Annotated in this window: 11 protein-coding genes and 3 tRNA genes; 10 read left to right on the top strand and 4 right to left on the bottom strand. The window is 58.0% G+C overall.

What is annotated here, in order from left to right; translation table 11 throughout:
• Nucleotides 1-479: 479 nt before the first annotated feature.
• Both pbpG and folD read right to left on the bottom strand, forming a co-directional pair.
• Nucleotides 480-1,418 (bottom strand): D-alanyl-D-alanine endopeptidase, encoded by a 939-nt coding sequence (pbpG, locus tag QNH97_RS19235; protein WP_283553430.1) that lies wholly within the window; start codon nucleotides 1,416-1,418, stop codon nucleotides 480-482.
• Between the two features lie 355 nt (nucleotides 1,419-1,773).
• Nucleotides 1,774-2,628: a bifunctional methylenetetrahydrofolate dehydrogenase/methenyltetrahydrofolate cyclohydrolase FolD gene (folD, locus tag QNH97_RS19230; protein ID WP_283553429.1), complete on the bottom strand. Its 855-nt coding sequence runs from the start codon at nucleotides 2,626-2,628 to the stop codon at nucleotides 1,774-1,776.
• A gap of 281 nt (nucleotides 2,629-2,909) precedes the next feature.
• Here folD and QNH97_RS19225 point away from each other — a divergent pair.
• The 10 genes from QNH97_RS19225 to QNH97_RS19180 all read left to right on the top strand — a co-directional run bounded on the left by QNH97_RS19225 (nucleotide 2,910) and on the right by QNH97_RS19180 (nucleotide 13,275).
• Nucleotides 2,910-2,986, top strand: a tRNA-Arg gene (locus tag QNH97_RS19225).
• Nucleotides 2,987-3,026: 40 nt separating this feature from the next.
• Nucleotides 3,027-3,102, top strand: a tRNA-His gene (locus QNH97_RS19220).
• A gap of 59 nt (nucleotides 3,103-3,161) precedes the next feature.
• Nucleotides 3,162-3,246, top strand: a tRNA-Leu gene (locus QNH97_RS19215).
• A 420-nt stretch (nucleotides 3,247-3,666) separates the two neighbouring features.
• Nucleotides 3,667-4,977, top strand: a complete 1,311-nt coding sequence (gene tig / locus QNH97_RS19210) for a trigger factor (RefSeq protein ID WP_283553428.1) — start codon at nucleotides 3,667-3,669, stop codon at nucleotides 4,975-4,977.
• 93 nt (nucleotides 4,978-5,070) lie between these two features.
• On the top strand, nucleotides 5,071-5,712 hold the full coding sequence (clpP, locus tag QNH97_RS19205) for an ATP-dependent Clp endopeptidase proteolytic subunit ClpP (RefSeq protein WP_283553427.1): 642 nt from the start codon (nucleotides 5,071-5,073) through the stop codon (nucleotides 5,710-5,712).
• Nucleotides 5,713-5,819: 107 nt separating this feature from the next.
• A complete protein-coding gene (clpX, locus tag QNH97_RS19200) occupies nucleotides 5,820-7,103 on the top strand; it encodes an ATP-dependent Clp protease ATP-binding subunit ClpX (protein WP_283553426.1) in 1,284 nt (427 codons plus the stop codon).
• A 160-nt stretch (nucleotides 7,104-7,263) separates the two neighbouring features.
• Entirely contained in the window at nucleotides 7,264-9,660 is a 2,397-nt protein-coding gene (gene lon, locus QNH97_RS19195) for an endopeptidase La (RefSeq protein WP_025214685.1), read from the top strand.
• Between the two features lie 149 nt (nucleotides 9,661-9,809).
• Complete coding sequence (locus QNH97_RS19190; RefSeq protein ID WP_003183171.1) at nucleotides 9,810-10,082, top strand: HU family DNA-binding protein; 273 nt, start codon at nucleotides 9,810-9,812, stop codon at nucleotides 10,080-10,082.
• A 224-nt stretch (nucleotides 10,083-10,306) separates the two neighbouring features.
• Nucleotides 10,307-12,178, top strand: coding sequence for a SurA N-terminal domain-containing protein (locus QNH97_RS19185; protein ID WP_283553425.1), 1,872 nt, complete (start codon nucleotides 10,307-10,309; stop codon nucleotides 12,176-12,178).
• A gap of 227 nt (nucleotides 12,179-12,405) precedes the next feature.
• Nucleotides 12,406-13,275, top strand: a complete 870-nt coding sequence (locus tag QNH97_RS19180) for a DUF2242 domain-containing protein (protein WP_283553424.1) — start codon at nucleotides 12,406-12,408, stop codon at nucleotides 13,273-13,275.
• Between the two features lie 296 nt (nucleotides 13,276-13,571).
• On the opposite strand, the gene QNH97_RS19175 is transcribed toward QNH97_RS19180, so the two are convergent.
• Together QNH97_RS19175 and QNH97_RS19170 are read right to left on the bottom strand one after the other, a co-directional pair.
• Complete coding sequence (locus QNH97_RS19175) at nucleotides 13,572-14,609, bottom strand: AraC family transcriptional regulator (protein WP_283553423.1); 1,038 nt, start codon at nucleotides 14,607-14,609, stop codon at nucleotides 13,572-13,574.
• Nucleotides 14,610-14,611: 2 nt separating this feature from the next.
• Nucleotides 14,612-15,742, bottom strand: coding sequence for a carbon-nitrogen hydrolase family protein (locus QNH97_RS19170; protein ID WP_283553422.1), 1,131 nt, complete (start codon nucleotides 15,740-15,742; stop codon nucleotides 14,612-14,614).
• Between the last annotated feature and the right edge of the window lie 155 nt (nucleotides 15,743-15,897).

Raw genomic sequence — 15,897 nt, 5'->3', positions numbered from 1 at the left:
GATCAAGATCAAGATCAAGATCTAAAGCAAAGCAGGAGCGGGGCATATCCAGCAACTATGTGGCTGAGCCACCGCTATCGCGAGCAAGCTCGCTCCCACAGGAGGAACGCGTTCACCCCAAAACTAGGCCGGCTATCAGGCCGCCTCGTCCGGCTTTTGATCTTAGGCGCCCCGTTAAACCACGCTGGCCGAACGCAGGCATTGCGCAGTGGGCAACCCGGCATGGATGCCGGGTTAGCCGCGCTGGGCCATGGATGGCCCTTCGCGGCGGCCCACGGAGCAATGCCGGAGAGAGGGCACACCGAGCCTAGGCGAGGTGCCGAGTGGTGGGGCATGAGCGTTTTGCTTACTTTTGCGCTTCTCAAAAGTGAGCCGCTGTAAGAGCGGAACCGTCAGTAGCCGTTACGCAAAAACGGATATACACACGAGAACCCCCGCCCCCCGCATTGCGACGAATCGGGGGCTTTTGCGAAGCGCAGTTACTGAGAAGCCTCCACAACACCACTCTGGCGGCTCTTGAGATTCTTCGCCGCCTTGTATTGAAGGGCTACCGCCGGCACCTTGGCGCTCTTGCCGGTTTCGACCCAACTACGAATTCGGCTGGCATCGGCGAAGTGGGTGTACTTACCGAAGGCATCCAGAATCACCAATGCCATCGGACGATTCCCCATTTTCGTGACCAGTACCAGGCAGTGGCCGGCCTGGTTGGTAAACCCGGTCTTGGTCAACTGAATGTCCCAATTGGCCTTATGGACTAAATGGTCGGTGTTACGAAAGCCCAGGCTATATACCGGTTTACGGAAGGTGACGGTCTTTTCCTTGGTGGTGCTCAGTTCGCTCAGCAGCGGATACTTACGGGCGGCGATCAGCAGCTTGGTCAAGTCTCTGGCGGTGGAAACGTTGTGAATCGACAGGCCGGTGGGCTCGACATAATGAGTGCTGCTCATGCCCAGCGACTTGGCCTTGGCGTTCATGGCCGCGATGAACGCCGCGTAACCGCCTGGGTAATGATGGGCGAGGCTGGCGGCGGCGCGGTTTTCCGAGGACATCAGGGCGATCAGCAACACATCCCGGCGCGACAGTTCGCTGTTGAGCTTCACTCGGGAAAACACACCTTTCATCTCTGGCGTGTTGGCGATGGTGATGGAAATGTATTCATCCAGGTTCTGTTTGGCATCCAGCACGATCAAACCGGTCATCAACTTGGTCACCGACGCGATCGGTACGACCACGTCCGGGTTACTGGAATAAACGACTTTATCCGTTTGCAGATCCAAGAGGATCGCACTGCCTGAGGCGACTTGCAGCTTTGACGTGTCTCGTGGGGCCGCGATGGTTTCCTGCGCATCGACATTTTGCGTGATGAAGGTGCCTGTGAAAGCGATGAACAGGCTAAGGATCGAAAGACGGATTTTCACGCGAGTAGGCTCGATGGAGTTGAAGGTGCCGTTGGCGACGGTTTTCTAAAAAACGTTGCATTTTATGAGTATGGGCGACAGCAGCGCTATATGCCTGTGCCGTCGGGGCTTGTGAATAAATAAAGTTTAATGAGGGGGATTTTGGCGAGTCGGATCTGAAAAAATTGTAGTTTGGGGGATTTCAATAACAACCGCCGACGGCTGCCTGTCGATTCAAGAGCAGGCGACCAAAACACCTGTGGGAGCGAGCTTGCTCGCGATAGCGGTATGTCAGTCACCATTGATGCTGGCTGATCCGAGGCTATCGCGAGCAAGCTCGCTCCCACAGGGGGGGCGAATGGATTGAAGCGGTGTATCAGCTGTGCAGCGTCTCTGCCGCGTACAGCGTGTTTTCCAGCAGGCAGGCGCGGGTCATTGGGCCCACGCCGCCAGGGACGGGAGTAATCCAGCCGGCACGGGGCAGGGCAGTCTCGTAGACCACATCACCCACCAGCTTGCCATCGTCCTGGCGGTTGATGCCCACGTCGATGACGATGGCGCCTTCCTTGATCCACTCGCCCTGCACCAGGCCAGGCTTGCCGGCGGCAACGACCACCAGGTCGGCGCGGCCGACGTGGCCCGCCAGGTCCTTGGTAAACCGGTGGGTCACGGTGACGGTGCAGCCGGCCAGCAGCAACTCCATCGCCATCGGGCGGCCAACGATATTGGACGCGCCCACGACCACGGCATCAAGGCCATAGAGGTCCACGCCGGTGCTTTCCAGCAGTGTCATGATGCCTTTGGGGGTGCAGGGGCGCAGCAACGGGATGCGCTGGGCCAGCCGGCCGACGTTATAAGGATGGAAACCGTCGACGTCTTTGTCCGGGCGGATACGCTCCAGCAGCTTGGAGGCGTCGAGGTGTTCGGGCAGGGGCAGTTGAAGCAGAACGCCGTCGATGTTCGGGTCATCGTTCAGGCGATCGATCAGATCGGCCAACGCTTGCTGGGTGGTTTCGGAAGGCAGGTCGTAGGCCTGGGACAGGAAGCCGACCTCTTCACAGTCTTTACGCTTGTGCGAGACATAAACCTGAGAGGCAGGATCGCTGCCGACCAGGATCACCGCAAGTCCGGGCGTGCGCAGGCCTTGCTGGCGGCGCTCGGAAACTCGTTGGGCGATCTGCTGGCGCAGGCTGGCGGCGATCGATTTGCCGTCGATAAGTTGTGCAGTCATTGCGCGTGGTTAACCATCGAGAGGGGGAAAAAAGAGAACGCATTCTCGCATGCCGAGGCGTGAGGGCAAAGGCGCTTGGTCTGCAAATTCCCCTAAGCCCTTTAATTAAATGAATTTTTTTTAAAAAAGAGTTGACGACCTATGAGGCCGTCTATAAGATTCGTCGCACTTGTCGGGCACAGCCTAGCACTGGTTAAGAAGGTGGAGCGGAGTTGGTTGTTTAAACTCGGCAAAGCTGAAAGCACTTAGTTTGTAATCGTCCAAGAATACAGATTAAAAAGGCGCCCGTAGCTCAGCTGGATAGAGCATCCGCCTTCTAAGCGGATGGTCGCAGGTTCGAGTCCTGCCGGGTGCGCCATTAGGCAGCTTTGGCACAAGTAACGCAACAAGGCAATATGGTGGGCGTAGCTCAGTTGGTAGAGCACGGGATTGTGACTCCCGTTGTCGTGGGTTCGATCCCCATCGTCCACCCCATATTCTAGAAAAGGCGCCAGATTTAACGGTCTGGCGCCTTTGCTTTAAAAGCTTGATACGCGGATGTGGTGGAATTGGTAGACACACTGGATTTAGGTTCCAGCGCCGCAAGGTGTGAGAGTTCGAGTCTCTCCGTCCGCACCATACAAGTGGCTATTTAAATAGCAGAAAACGGCGCAGCACCTGAAGAGGGCTGCGCCGTTTTTGTTTTCAGTGGTTTTGTGTTCATCGGCGGCTCCGTTTCGGGTCGTGCCGGGCCGGCGATTCGTCGCGATTGTGTTTCGTGATGATGCGCGATATGCCCGTCGGTCTCCTTGTGGGGCCGGGTGCCCGTTTCGCCGATACAGTGCTTCTATATATAGAAGCGTCGGCGCAGAGCCTTGGGATGATCGACTGTATTTGCAATCCGGGCGAGGCATGACCGTTTGCCTCGCTTTTAAATTCGGCGCCTGTTTCCTGCCTGATCTCAGTAGGGTGACTTCTTGAGTTTGACCTACTAGAATGCATGCCCTTGATTCTGGGGTCGGAAACGCCCGGCCAACGTCTGTGCAACGAGGAATATCCATGCAAGTTTCTGTTGAAAATACTTCTGCTCTTGAGCGCCGCATGAGCATCACCGTGCCGGCTGAGCGCATCGAGACTCAGGTCAACAAGCGTCTGCAGCAGACTGCCCAAAAGGCCAAAATCCCAGGTTTCCGCCCAGGCAAAGTGCCAATGAGCGTGATCCGTCAGCGTTACGAAGCTGACGCGCGTCAGGAAGCCGTGGGTGACGTGATCCAGTCTTCGTTCTACGAAGCGGTTGTCGAGCAGAAGCTGAACCCGGCTGGCGCTCCATCCGTCGAGCCTAAAGTGCTGGAGAAAGGCAAGGACCTGGAATTCATCGCCACGTTCGAAGTGTTCCCTGAGTTCACTGTTGCCGGTTTCGAATCCATCGCCGTCGAGCGCCTGAGTGCTGACGTGTCGGATGCCGACCTGGACAAGATGCTGGACATCCTGCGCAAGCAGAACACCCGTTTTGAAGTGGCCGATCGCGCTGCCCAGAACGAAGATCAGCTGAACATCGATTTCGTCGGCAAGGTCGACGGTGAAGTGTTCGCGGGCGGTTCCGCCAAGGCTACTCAGCTGGTGCTGGGTTCCGGTCGCATGATCCCTGGCTTTGAAGATGGCCTGGTCGGCGCGAAAGCCGGTGAGGAGCGGGTTCTGAGCCTGACCTTCCCCGAGGACTACCAGAACCTGGACCTGGCCGGCAAAGCCGCCGAGTTCACCGTGACCGTCAACAGCGTTTCCGAGCCGAAGCTGCCTGAGCTGAACGAAGAATTCTTCGCTCAGTTCGGTATCAAGGAAACGGGCCTGGAAGGTTTCCGCACCGAAGTTCGCAAGAACATGGAGCGTGAGCTGCGTCAGGCCATCAAGTCCAAGGTCAAGAACCAGGTCATGGACGGTCTGCTGGCCTCCAACCCGATCGAAGTGCCAAAAGCGCTGCTGGACAACGAAGTGAATCGTCTGCGTGTGCAGGCTGTCCAGCAGTTCGGTGGCAACATCAAGCCGGACCAACTGCCTGCCGAGCTGTTCGAAGAGCAAGCCAAGCGCCGCGTCGTGCTGGGCCTGATCGTGGCCGAAGTGGTCAAGCAGTTCGAACTCAAGCCTGACGAAACCCGCGTTCGCGAGCTGATCCAGGAAATGGCCTCGGCCTACCAGGAGCCTGAGCAAGTCGTGTCCTGGTACTACAAGAACGACCAGCAGCTGAACGAAGTCCGTTCGGTTGTGCTGGAAGAACAAGTTGTGGATACTGTTCTGCAGAAAGCTAGCGTGACCGATAAAGCGGTCTCTTACGAAGAAGCGGTCAAGCCGGTGGAAGCTCCACAAGCCGATTGATTGTTTTGCGGTAAGAAATACACACCCATAAGCCAGCCTTCGCGCTGGCTTATGCGTATTCAAGACATAACTATTTGGGAGTGACTGCGAGACATGTCCCGCAATTCTTTTTATCAGCAGAGCTCTGACATCCAGGCCGCAGGCGGCCTGGTCCCGATGGTTATCGAGCAGTCCGCCCGCGGCGAACGTGCCTATGACATCTACTCGCGTCTGCTCAAGGAACGCGTCATCTTCCTGATCGGCCCCGTTGAAGACTACATGGCCAACCTGGTCGCGGCGCAATTGCTGTTCCTTGAAGCGGAAAACCCGGACAAGGATATCCATCTCTACATCAACTCACCCGGCGGTTCGGTGACGGCCGGCATGTCGATCTACGACACCATGCAGTTCATCAAGCCAGACGTTTCCACCATTTGCATTGGCCAGGCCTGCAGCATGGGCGCGTTCCTGCTCGCCGGTGGTGCAGCGGGCAAGCGTCACTGCCTGCCGAACTCGCGCATGATGATTCACCAGCCACTGGGCGGTTTCCAAGGTCAGGCGTCGGATATCGACATCCATGCCAAGGAAATCCTCCATATTCGCTCGCGCCTCAACGCGTTGCTGGCCCATCACACCGGGCAAAGCCTCGAAACCATTGAGCGTGACACCGAGCGCGACAACTTCATGAGCGCAGAGCGTGCGGCCGAATACGGTCTGATCGACTCCGTGATCAACAAGCGTCAAATGCCTGCCTAAGCCGCTCAAAATGCAGGTGGTTGGGATGACCGGCCGCCTGCGGGCTTGAAAAAGCCCGCAATTGCCTTCATCTTGTGTTGCAAGCCTATCGGATTTGGATCGATCGAATGACTGACACCCGCAACGGCGAGGACAACGGCAAACTGCTTTATTGCTCCTTCTGTGGCAAAAGCCAGCATGAAGTACGCAAATTGATTGCCGGCCCCTCGGTCTTCATTTGCGACGAGTGCGTCGACCTGTGCAATGACATCATCCGCGAGGAGGTGCAGGAAGCCCAGGCCGAAAGCAGCGCGCATAAATTGCCTTCGCCTAAAGAAATCAGCGGCATCCTTGATCAGTATGTGATTGGTCAAGAGCGCGCGAAAAAGGTACTGGCCGTAGCGGTGTACAACCACTACAAACGCCTGAACCAGCGCGATAAAAAGAATGACGACGTCGAACTCGGCAAGAGCAACATCCTGCTGATCGGCCCGACAGGCTCGGGTAAAACCCTGCTTGCCGAAACCTTGGCCCGCTTGCTGAACGTTCCGTTCACCATCGCCGACGCAACCACCCTTACCGAGGCGGGTTATGTGGGTGAAGATGTCGAGAACATTATTCAGAAGTTGTTGCAGAAGTGCGATTACGATGTGGAAAAAGCCCAGATGGGCATTGTCTACATCGACGAAATCGACAAGATTTCCCGCAAGTCCGACAACCCGTCCATCACCCGGGATGTTTCCGGCGAGGGCGTGCAGCAGGCCTTGCTCAAGTTGATCGAAGGTACGGTCGCTTCCGTTCCGCCCCAGGGTGGTCGCAAGCATCCACAGCAGGAATTCCTGCAGGTCGACACGCGTAACATCCTGTTCATCTGCGGCGGTGCGTTCTCCGGCCTGGAAAAGGTTATTCAAAACCGTTCCACCCGTGGCGGCATCGGTTTCAACGCCGAAGTGCGCAGCAAGGAAGAGGGCAAGAAGGTCGGTGAATCCCTGCGTGAAGTCGAGCCTGACGATCTGGTCAAGTTCGGTCTGATCCCGGAGTTCGTGGGTCGTCTGCCGGTTCTTGCGACGTTGGACGAGTTGGATGAAGCGGCGTTGATGCAGATTCTGACCGAGCCGAAGAACGCCCTGACCAAGCAGTACGCCAAGCTGTTCGAAATGGAAGGTGTAGACCTGGAGTTCCGTTCCGACGCGCTGAAATCGGTTGCCAAACGTGCCTTGGAACGTAAAACCGGTGCCCGTGGGTTGCGCTCGATTCTCGAAGGTGTATTGCTCGACACGATGTATGAAATCCCCTCGCAGTCCGAGGTGAGCAAGGTCGTGATCGACGAAAGCGTTATCGAAGGCAAGTCCAAGCCATTGTATATCTACGAAAACAATGAGAAGACTGCCAAGGCCGCACCGGACGCTTAAGCGTCCGGCTGCCGGAACAAAGGAGGGGCCTTCGGGCCCCTTTGCTTTTAGCGCGTTTTAGACGTGACTTGCGCTTGTTTTTTTTCAAGGCTGCCCCCATCTTGGTTTCAAGCTTACTTCCATCTGTTTCCGGCCTTGTGGCCGCCGTAGAGGCGAAATCATGAAGACAACCATCGAATTGCCTCTTTTGCCATTGCGCGATGTCGTGGTGTATCCGCACATGGTTATCCCGCTGTTCGTGGGGCGCGAGAAGTCCATCGAAGCCCTCGAGGCTGCGATGACGGGTGACAAGCAGATTCTTCTGCTGGCCCAGAGAAATCCTGCCGACGATGATCCCGGCGAAGACGCACTTTATCGCGTAGGTACGATTGCAACGGTTCTGCAGTTGCTCAAGTTGCCTGACGGCACCGTCAAAGTCTTGGTTGAAGGTGAGCAGCGCGGTGCAGTCGAGCGTTTCAGTGAAGTGGACGGCCATTGCCGGGCCGAGGTGTCACTGATCGAAGAGGTGGATGCTCCCGAGCGTGAATCAGAGGTGTTTGTCCGCAGCCTGTTGTCTCAGTTCGAACAATACGTGCAACTGGGCAAGAAGGTGCCTGCTGAGGTCCTGTCGTCGCTTAACAGCATCGACGAGCCTGGGCGACTGGTTGATACGATGGCGGCCCATATGGCCCTCAAGATCGAGCAGAAGCAGGAAATTCTCGAAATCATTGATTTGTCGGCCCGTGTCGAACACGTGCTGGCATTGCTCGACGGCGAGATCGATCTGTTGCAGGTCGAAAAACGTATTCGTGGTCGGGTCAAGAAACAAATGGAGCGCAGCCAGCGCGAGTACTACCTGAATGAGCAGATGAAAGCCATTCAGAAGGAGCTTGGCGATGGCGATGAAGGCCACAACGAAATCGAAGAGCTGAAAAAGCGCATTGATGCCGCTGGCCTGCCCAAGGACGCATTGGCAAAGGCCCAGGCCGAGCTCAACAAGCTCAAGCAAATGTCGCCGATGTCTGCCGAAGCCACCGTTGTGCGCTCCTACATCGACTGGCTGGTCCAGGTGCCGTGGAAAGCCCAGAGCAAGGTGCGCCTGGATTTGGCCCGTGCCGAAGACATCCTCGACGCCGACCATTACGGCCTGGAAGAGGTCAAGGAGCGCATCCTTGAATACCTCGCCGTGCAAAAGCGCGTGAAGAAAATTCGTGGCCCGGTTCTGTGCCTGGTCGGTCCTCCCGGCGTCGGTAAAACCTCCCTGGCCGAGTCGATTGCCCACGCCACCAACCGTAAATTCGTACGCATGGCCCTTGGTGGCGTGCGCGACGAGGCGGAAATCCGCGGCCATCGTCGTACCTATATCGGGTCGATGCCAGGAAGATTGATTCAAAAGATGACGAAGGTTGGCGTGCGCAACCCGCTGTTCCTTTTGGACGAAATTGACAAGATGGGCAGCGATATGCGTGGCGATCCCGCATCCGCGTTGCTCGAAGTGCTCGATCCTGAGCAGAATCACAATTTCAACGATCACTATCTGGAGGTCGACTACGACCTGTCGGACGTGATGTTCCTGTGCACCTCCAACTCCATGAACATCCCGGCGGCATTGCTGGATCGGATGGAGGTGATTCGTCTACCGGGCTATACCGAAGACGAGAAGATCAACATCGCTGTGAAATACCTTTCGCCCAAGCAGATCCAGGCCAACGGCTTGAAAAAGGGCGAGCTGGAATTCGATGCGGAAGCGATTCGCGACATCATCCGTTACTACACCCGCGAAGCCGGGGTGCGTGGCCTGGAGCGGCAAATTGCCAAGGTTTGCCGCAAGGCGGTCAAGGAACATGCGCTGGAAAAACGCTTCTCGGTGAAGGTTACTGCGGACCTGCTGGAGCACTTCCTGGGTGTGCGCAAATTCCGCTACGGTCTTGCCGAGCAGCAGGATCAGATCGGTCAGGTGACCGGTCTGGCGTGGACTCAAGTAGGTGGTGAGTTGCTGACCATCGAAGCGGCTGTGGTGCCGGGCAAAGGGCAGCTGATCAAGACCGGATCCCTGGGTGACGTGATGGTCGAATCGATCACCGCGGCACTGACGGTGGTTCGTAGTCGGGCTCGCAGCCTGGGCATCCCCCTGGACTTCCATGAGAAGCGCGACACGCACATCCACATGCCTGAAGGGGCGACCCCCAAGGACGGCCCGAGCGCTGGCGTAGGCATGTGCACGGCCCTGGTATCAGCGCTGACCGGCATCCCGGTGCGTGCCGACGTCGCCATGACGGGTGAAATTACGCTGCGCGGCCAAGTATTGGCGATCGGCGGCCTGAAGGAAAAATTGCTGGCGGCACACCGTGGTGGGATCAAGACGGTGATCATTCCCGAGGAGAATGTTCGCGATCTGAAGGAAATTCCTGACAATATTAAGCAGGATCTTCAGATCAAACCGGTTAAATGGATTGACGAGGTCCTGCAAATTGCGCTGCAATACGCGCCGGAGCCCTTGCCGGATGTGGCCCCGGAGATAGTCGCGAAGGACGAGAAGCGCGAGTCTGACTCTAAGGAAAGAATTAGCACGCATTAATACGCATTTGCCTGGGGGGCTTCCTTGACAGTTTTTTAGAGCCCTTGTTATAAAGCGGCTCTTAAGTGTCTGTAGGCCATTCAGCACTCGTTTATGCTTTCACCAAAAAAACTTAGAATCATCTCAAAATAGATATAAGGGGACTTAGAGTGAACAAGTCGGAACTGATTGATGCTATCGCTGCATCCGCTGATATCCCGAAAGCTGCTGCTGGCCGTGCGCTGGACGCTGTAATCGAATCCGTCACTGGCGCTCTCAAAGCCGGCGACTCCGTTGTTCTGGTCGGTTTCGGCACCTTCTCCGTGACTGATCGTCCAGCTCGTACCGGTCGCAATCCGCAGACCGGCAAGACGCTGGAGATTCCTGCTGCCAAAAAGCCAGGTTTCAAAGCTGGTAAAGCGCTGAAAGAAGCCGTTAACTAAGGTTTCATTGAGTTTATCCGGGTCGGGGTCATACCTGGCTTGGCAGCGGAGCGGTAATGCGACCGGTTGCTACCGGTTTGTGACGCCAGGGCTTGCGGGTTCGAGCCCGGTCCGCTCCGCCAGTTACGAGAAGGCGCATCCTCGGATGCGCCTTTCTTCTATCCGGATTCTACCCACGCTCCACGGTTGCCTAATTTTGAAGTTCAACCGTTTCTGGGGGACGCATGCTGCAGAATATCAGGGACAATTCACAAGGCTGGATTGCCAAGACCATCATCGGGGTCATCGTCGCATTGATGGCGTTGACCGGTTTCGATGCCATTTTTCAAGCTACCACCAACAGCAATGACGCGGCCAAGGTCAACGGCGAAGAAATCAGCCAGAACGAGCTGAGCCAGGCGGTCGATATGCAACGCCGTCAGCTCATGCAACAGCTGGGCAAGGATTTTGACGCTTCTTTGCTGGACGAAAAAATGCTGCGTGATTCGGCGCTCAAGGGCCTGATCGAGCGCAAGCTGTTGCTGCAAGGCGCGCACGAATCGAAATTCGCGTTCTCCGAAGCCGCGCTGGATCAGGTGATCCTGCAAACGCCTGAGTTTCAGGTCGATGGCAAATTCAGCGCCGAGCGGTTCGATCAGGTGATCCGCCAGCTGGGTTACAGCCGTTTGCAATTCCGCCAGATGCTGGCTCAGGAAATGCTGATCGGTCAGCTGCGTGCAGGCCTGGCTGGCAGCGGTTTCGTCACTGATGCCCAGGTGCTTGCATTCGCTCGCCTGGAAAAACAGACCCGTGATTTTGCCACCTTGAACATCAAGGCCGATCCGTCGTCCGTGAAGCTGACCGATGACGAGGTCAAGGCTTACTACGATAAGCATGCCAAGGAATTCATGACGCCTGATCAGGTGGTCATTGATTACCTGGAGTTGAAGAAGGCCTCGTTCTTCGACCAGGTCAGCGTGAAGGATGAAGACCTGCAGGCTGCCTATCAGAAAGAAATCGCGAACCTGTCCGAGCAGCGTCGGGCTGCGCACATTTTGATCGAGGTGAACGACAAGGTCACTGAAGCCCAGGCCAAGGCGAAGATCGAAGAAATCCAGGCGCGCCTGGCCAAAGGCGAATCGTTTGAAGCCCTGGCCAAGGAGTTTTCCCAGGATCCGGGCTCGGCGAACAGCGGCGGCGATCTGGGTTATGCCGGTCCAGGCGTCTACGACCCCGCGTTCGAAAAGGCACTGTATGCCTTGGGCAAGGACCAGGTCTCGGCGCCGGTGCGCACCGACTTCGGTCTGCATTTGATCAAGCTGCTGGGTGTCGAAGCGCCCGAGGTACCCTCGTTTGCCAGCCTCAAGGACAAGCTGACCCGCGAGCTTAAAACCCTGCAGGTAGAGCAGCGTTTCGTGGAGGCGACCAAACAACTGGAGGACGCCTCGTTCGAAGCCTCCGACCTGGCGCAACCGGCCCAGGACTTGAAACTGACCGTTCACACGTCGGCGCCATTCGGTCGTGAGGGCGGCGAGGGGATTGCCGCCAACCGCGCCGTGGTGACTGCTGCGTTCAGTCCGGAAGTGCTGGATGAGGGTGCCAACAGCACCGCCATCGAGCTGGACCCGGAGACCGTCGTGGTGCTGCGTGCAAAGGAACACCGCAAGCCTGAGCAAATGCCACTGGAAAGCGTGGCCGGGGCAATTCGCACCCAGCTGTCCAAGGAGCACGCCAGCGCGGCAGCCAAGACCCAGGCCGATGAGTTGATCGCCAGCCTGCGTGACGGCAAGACGGCGTTGGATAAGCCTATCGTCGGCCAAAGCTGGAAGGTCAGCGAAGCGGCAACCCGCAACCAGGAAGGTATCGATCCGGCGGTGCTGCAAGCACTGTTCCGCATGCCTAAGCCCGAGTCGAAGGACAAGCCGACATTCACCAGCGTGACCTTGCCCGATGGCAGTCTGGTGGTCGTGCGTCTGAATGGCGTGAATGAAGCGGCGGCACCGACCGACGAAGAGAAAGCCCAGTACCGTCAGTATCTCGCTTCTCGTATCGGCCAACAGGACTTCGCGGCTTATCGCAAGCAGTTGGAGAGCCAGGCGGACATCAAGCGTTTCTGAATGCCTTGATGGCTTGCTGTTAACCAAAGACCTCGGCCGAAAAGCCGGGGTCTTTTTGTATCTGCTTATTGCCAGTGGCGGAATGTTCGTCGATCCATGGGGATCGCACCTTTTTCCTGCCGACAACCCCCAGTAGACTGGTCACCCTTTTAGTCGTGATTACTTCACGTTGCCGAGCCGTGTTCTGTTGCACAATACGCCCCGGACTGTTTTTCTCAGGATGTCCAATGTTCAGATCACCTCACATGCGCACCTTCGGGCTTGCATTGGCGCTGGCCGCCGCAGCCGGTTGCTCGTCCAAGAAAACCGCCATTTACGAGCATGAAAACTTCGATGATTCCGGTACGTTCTCGCGGACTTATCCAGTGAGTGATGCCGCGACCTGTGAAGCCGGGCGCCGGGCATTGCTCAGCCAGGGCTACATCATTACCAGCAGCGATGCGAAACTGGTCAGCGGTCACAAGAGCTTCCAGCAGACCGGCGAAACCCACATGGAGATCAGCTTCAACCTGGTCTGTGCCGAAGACGGCGGTGCCGGACACCGTGCGACCATGTTCGCCAACGCCCTGCAGGACCGCTATGCCCTGAAGAAAACCAACAACTCCGCCAGCCTGGGCGTGGGGGTGCTGGGGTCGGTGTCGATGCCGATCGGCTCGTCAGATGATTCGATGGTCAAGGTCGCCAGTGAAACCGTGTCGGCGGCCAAGTTCTACGAGCGATTCTTTGCTCTGGTGGAACTGTTCCTGCCACCAGAAGCGAAGAAACCCGTTGAGAACGTCGAAAAACCAAAAACCGAGTTGGGTGTTCCGGAAACCAAGGTCGAGCCGGCGGCGCTGATGCCAGCTCCTGAAGCTGTCGCGCCGCAAGCTGCGCCAGCGCCCGTCGAAACCGCCCCCGCAGCCTCGGAGCCGATCACCCCGCCAGCCGAGCCGGCGCCGATTGCTCCCGAGTCGCCAGAGCCGGCGCCGCTTGCTCCCGAGTCGCAAGAGCCAGCGCCGATCGCTCCCGACACGCCCGCGCCAGCGACGGACACCATCACTGCTCCTCCGCCCAGTACGCTGCCTGCTCCGAGCGAGCCGATCCAGCCGCTCCCCTGAGGTTCGGCGAGGGGTCATCCCTTGTCACACCTTCAACGGTAATTTCCCGACGCTGTGCTACGTTTAACTCATGAAGCCTTTGCTTCATGTTTTGTTCATAAAGCAGCTTTATGCTGATTCCAACGCCATCAGGCATCGGTTTCAATAACAGGGGAAGGACTCGCAATGGATGAATATCAGGAAGAGCTGCTGGAATACCAGGCGTATGAACTGGACCCACTGGAACCCGCCGAGGATGCGACGGAGCTCTGATGCAGCGGCAAGCTACGCGTCACTATAAGCAGCAAGCGTGAAGCTCAAATGATCCGATGACTGCGACGAAATTCTCCAGGCGTCTGATCGTTCCAGCGCTTGAAGGCCCGTTGAAACGCCTCGGCTGAGGCGAAGCCCAACAGGTAGGCGATTTCGCCGAACGCCAGTTCGGTATCGCGGATATAGGTCATGGCCAGGTCCCGACGGGTGTCGTTGAGGATGGCGCGAAATTGCGTGCCTTCCTCGGCCAACTTGCGTCGCAGGGTCCAGGTCGGCAGCTTCAGGCGTGCTGCCACTTCTTCCAGGTCGGGCTCCCGACCGCCATTGAGCAACGGCCCCAACAGTTGGGTGATGCGTTCACGCAGGCTGCGGGTGCGGGTCAACTGTTCCAGTTCCCGTTCACACAACTGCACCAGGTGCTGCCAGGTGCTGGGGCAATGCTGTGGATTGCGCAGGGCGAGGCTGTCCAGGCCCAGGCGCAGCTGATTCTGTTCGGCGCCAAACTGGATTGGGCAGTCGCCGAACAGCCGGTAGGCCTCCAGGTACGCCGGCTCCTCGAATTCGATGTCTATGCGTTCGGCCCGCAGCGCCACGCCGCCGACACTGGATAACTGCGTCAGCCAGCCGGATATGATCGAATCCACGACGAAGCGGTTGTAGGCGTTATACGGGCTGATGGAATAGAACCGCAGCCATGCGCCCCGGGCGTCCTCATGAAAGCTCGATTGGCCGCGATAGTTGGAACCATACAGTGGCTCGAAGCGGATCATGCAGCGCGCGGCTTCGCGTACTGTCGGTGCCTGGGCAGCGGTGACCCCTGCCAGCCCGGCCTGGCTCAAACGGCTGAGTTGGCCCATGCGCAGACCCAGGGCCGGATCCTGGGTCTGCTGGATCGCGGTGTGGCCCAGGCGCATGTAGCGCGGGATTGACAATCGAGCCCCCGGCTCGGCCAGGCGTGCGGCATCCAGACCGTACTGTTCAAGCAAGGGCCGGGGATCCTGTCCGTGGCTGGCAACCGCGTCCGCCAGGCTGTGGACGAAGCCCACCGACAGATCCCCCAAGCGCATCGGCTGCGGTTTCATGCTCACAACCAAAGGTTCAGCAGGCGGGCGCCACGGGCCTCGCCGGCGGAGAAGTGTTCGCCGTTGTGGCTGATGAAACTCTGGCCGGCGCTGCCGCCGTCCCAGAACTGGCCCCGCAGGAAGACGCTGACGCCGCCCCTGGCCCGGCTGATGGGCTGCTGGCTGGTCAGCGTCAGGCGATGCCAGGCTTGGCCTTCACTGACCTCCCCAGGCTTGAGGCTCACTTCGCTCGGCGTGGACACGCTCTTATAGCCACTCCAGGGTTTGTCCCAAGTGTCGCGGCCGCTGACGAAGGCGGGTACGGCGATCAGTTCCACGCCTTGCTCGTCGAGTTGTCGATAGTGAAGGGGGTACCAGCTGTCGCTGCCAATCAGCACGCCCAGGCGCCCGGCGGGGGTGTCGATGACGCGGCTTACATTCGGGCGGTCAGCCCCCAGCACGTCCCGCTGTTCGAACACCGGGTGTTGTTGACGCTGGGGCTGGCCAATCGGCCGTCCATCGCTGCCGAACACCAGGCTGCTGTTATACAGCGCGCCGCCACCGACTTTCAGTTCACCTTCGCTGACGCTGGGCTCGGGCAGCACGATGGAGCCGGCCACCAGCGTCACGCCGAATTCCTTGGCCAGCCCGCCGAACAGCGCCTGGTAATCGCGGGCCATGGTGTCGGCTTTCATGCGCAGGTAGGCATCGTCCAGTCGATTGTCGCCTTGAGCACTGAGCAACGCTTGGACAAACGCCAACGGGTTGCTGACCGCCAGCCAGTTCATGGCGTCCTTCAACGTGGCGGCCTGATACAACTCGTCCTTTTCACCGCTGACCATTAACCAGGTGCCGATGTGCTCGGGCAAAACCACGATGGTTTTGTCATTGAGAAACCCCTGGTCGCGAGCGCTCTGCAAATAGGCCGCCAGTTTGCGATGCAGGTGCTCGAGGCTCTGGTAGTCGGTGGGAAATAACTCGGGTTGGATGCCCAGCAAATTGCCCCGGTCGGCCGGGGTGCCTTGGTCGACCGCCAGGTTGATGCGCAGGTCTGACAGGTAATGACCCGTCTGGCGATCCGTCGTCCACAGTGCATAAGTGATCAGGGCGGCAATCAAGGCCAGTGAGAACAGCAGGTACAGAAGTTTGCGCATGGGGGACAGTCAGCGGCCGTATGCAGGTTCGTGATTTCTTCATCAAGGGCTATGGGGCAGGGTACGGTAAAACAAGGGATTAGCGAAGGGCGCGGGCTTATTTGTGCTGAGTGGGAGCCTACGCAAAGTCAAATTGCACCCGTGCTTGAAGCAGG

Origin of the sequence: Pseudomonas sp. G2-4 (genome assembly GCF_030064125.1) — a bacterium.
Classification (GTDB): domain Bacteria; phylum Pseudomonadota; class Gammaproteobacteria; order Pseudomonadales; family Pseudomonadaceae; genus Aquipseudomonas.
This window is presented reverse-complemented; position numbering and strand designations above follow the sequence as displayed.

Bases quoted from the DNA above. Each gene is read 5' to 3' on its own strand.
- clpP (WP_283553427.1), top strand. From the start codon at position 5,071: ATGTCCCGCAATTCTTTTTATCAGCAGAGCTCTGACATCCAGGCCGCA.
- QNH97_RS19185 (WP_283553425.1), top strand. From the start codon at position 10,307: ATGCTGCAGAATATCAGGGACAATTCACAAGGCTGGATTGCCAAGACC.
- lon (WP_025214685.1), top strand. From the start codon at position 7,264: ATGAAGACAACCATCGAATTGCCTCTTTTGCCATTGCGCGATGTCGTG.
- QNH97_RS19175 (WP_283553423.1), bottom strand. From the start codon at position 14,609: ATGAAACCGCAGCCGATGCGCTTGGGGGATCTGTCGGTGGGCTTCGTC.
- QNH97_RS19180 (WP_283553424.1), top strand. From the start codon at position 12,406: ATGTTCAGATCACCTCACATGCGCACCTTCGGGCTTGCATTGGCGCTG.
- clpX (WP_283553426.1), top strand. From the start codon at position 5,820: ATGACTGACACCCGCAACGGCGAGGACAACGGCAAACTGCTTTATTGC.
- folD (WP_283553429.1), bottom strand. From the start codon at position 2,628: ATGACTGCACAACTTATCGACGGCAAATCGATCGCCGCCAGCCTGCGC.
- tig (WP_283553428.1), top strand. From the start codon at position 3,667: ATGCAAGTTTCTGTTGAAAATACTTCTGCTCTTGAGCGCCGCATGAGC.
- QNH97_RS19170 (WP_283553422.1), bottom strand. From the start codon at position 15,742: ATGCGCAAACTTCTGTACCTGCTGTTCTCACTGGCCTTGATTGCCGCC.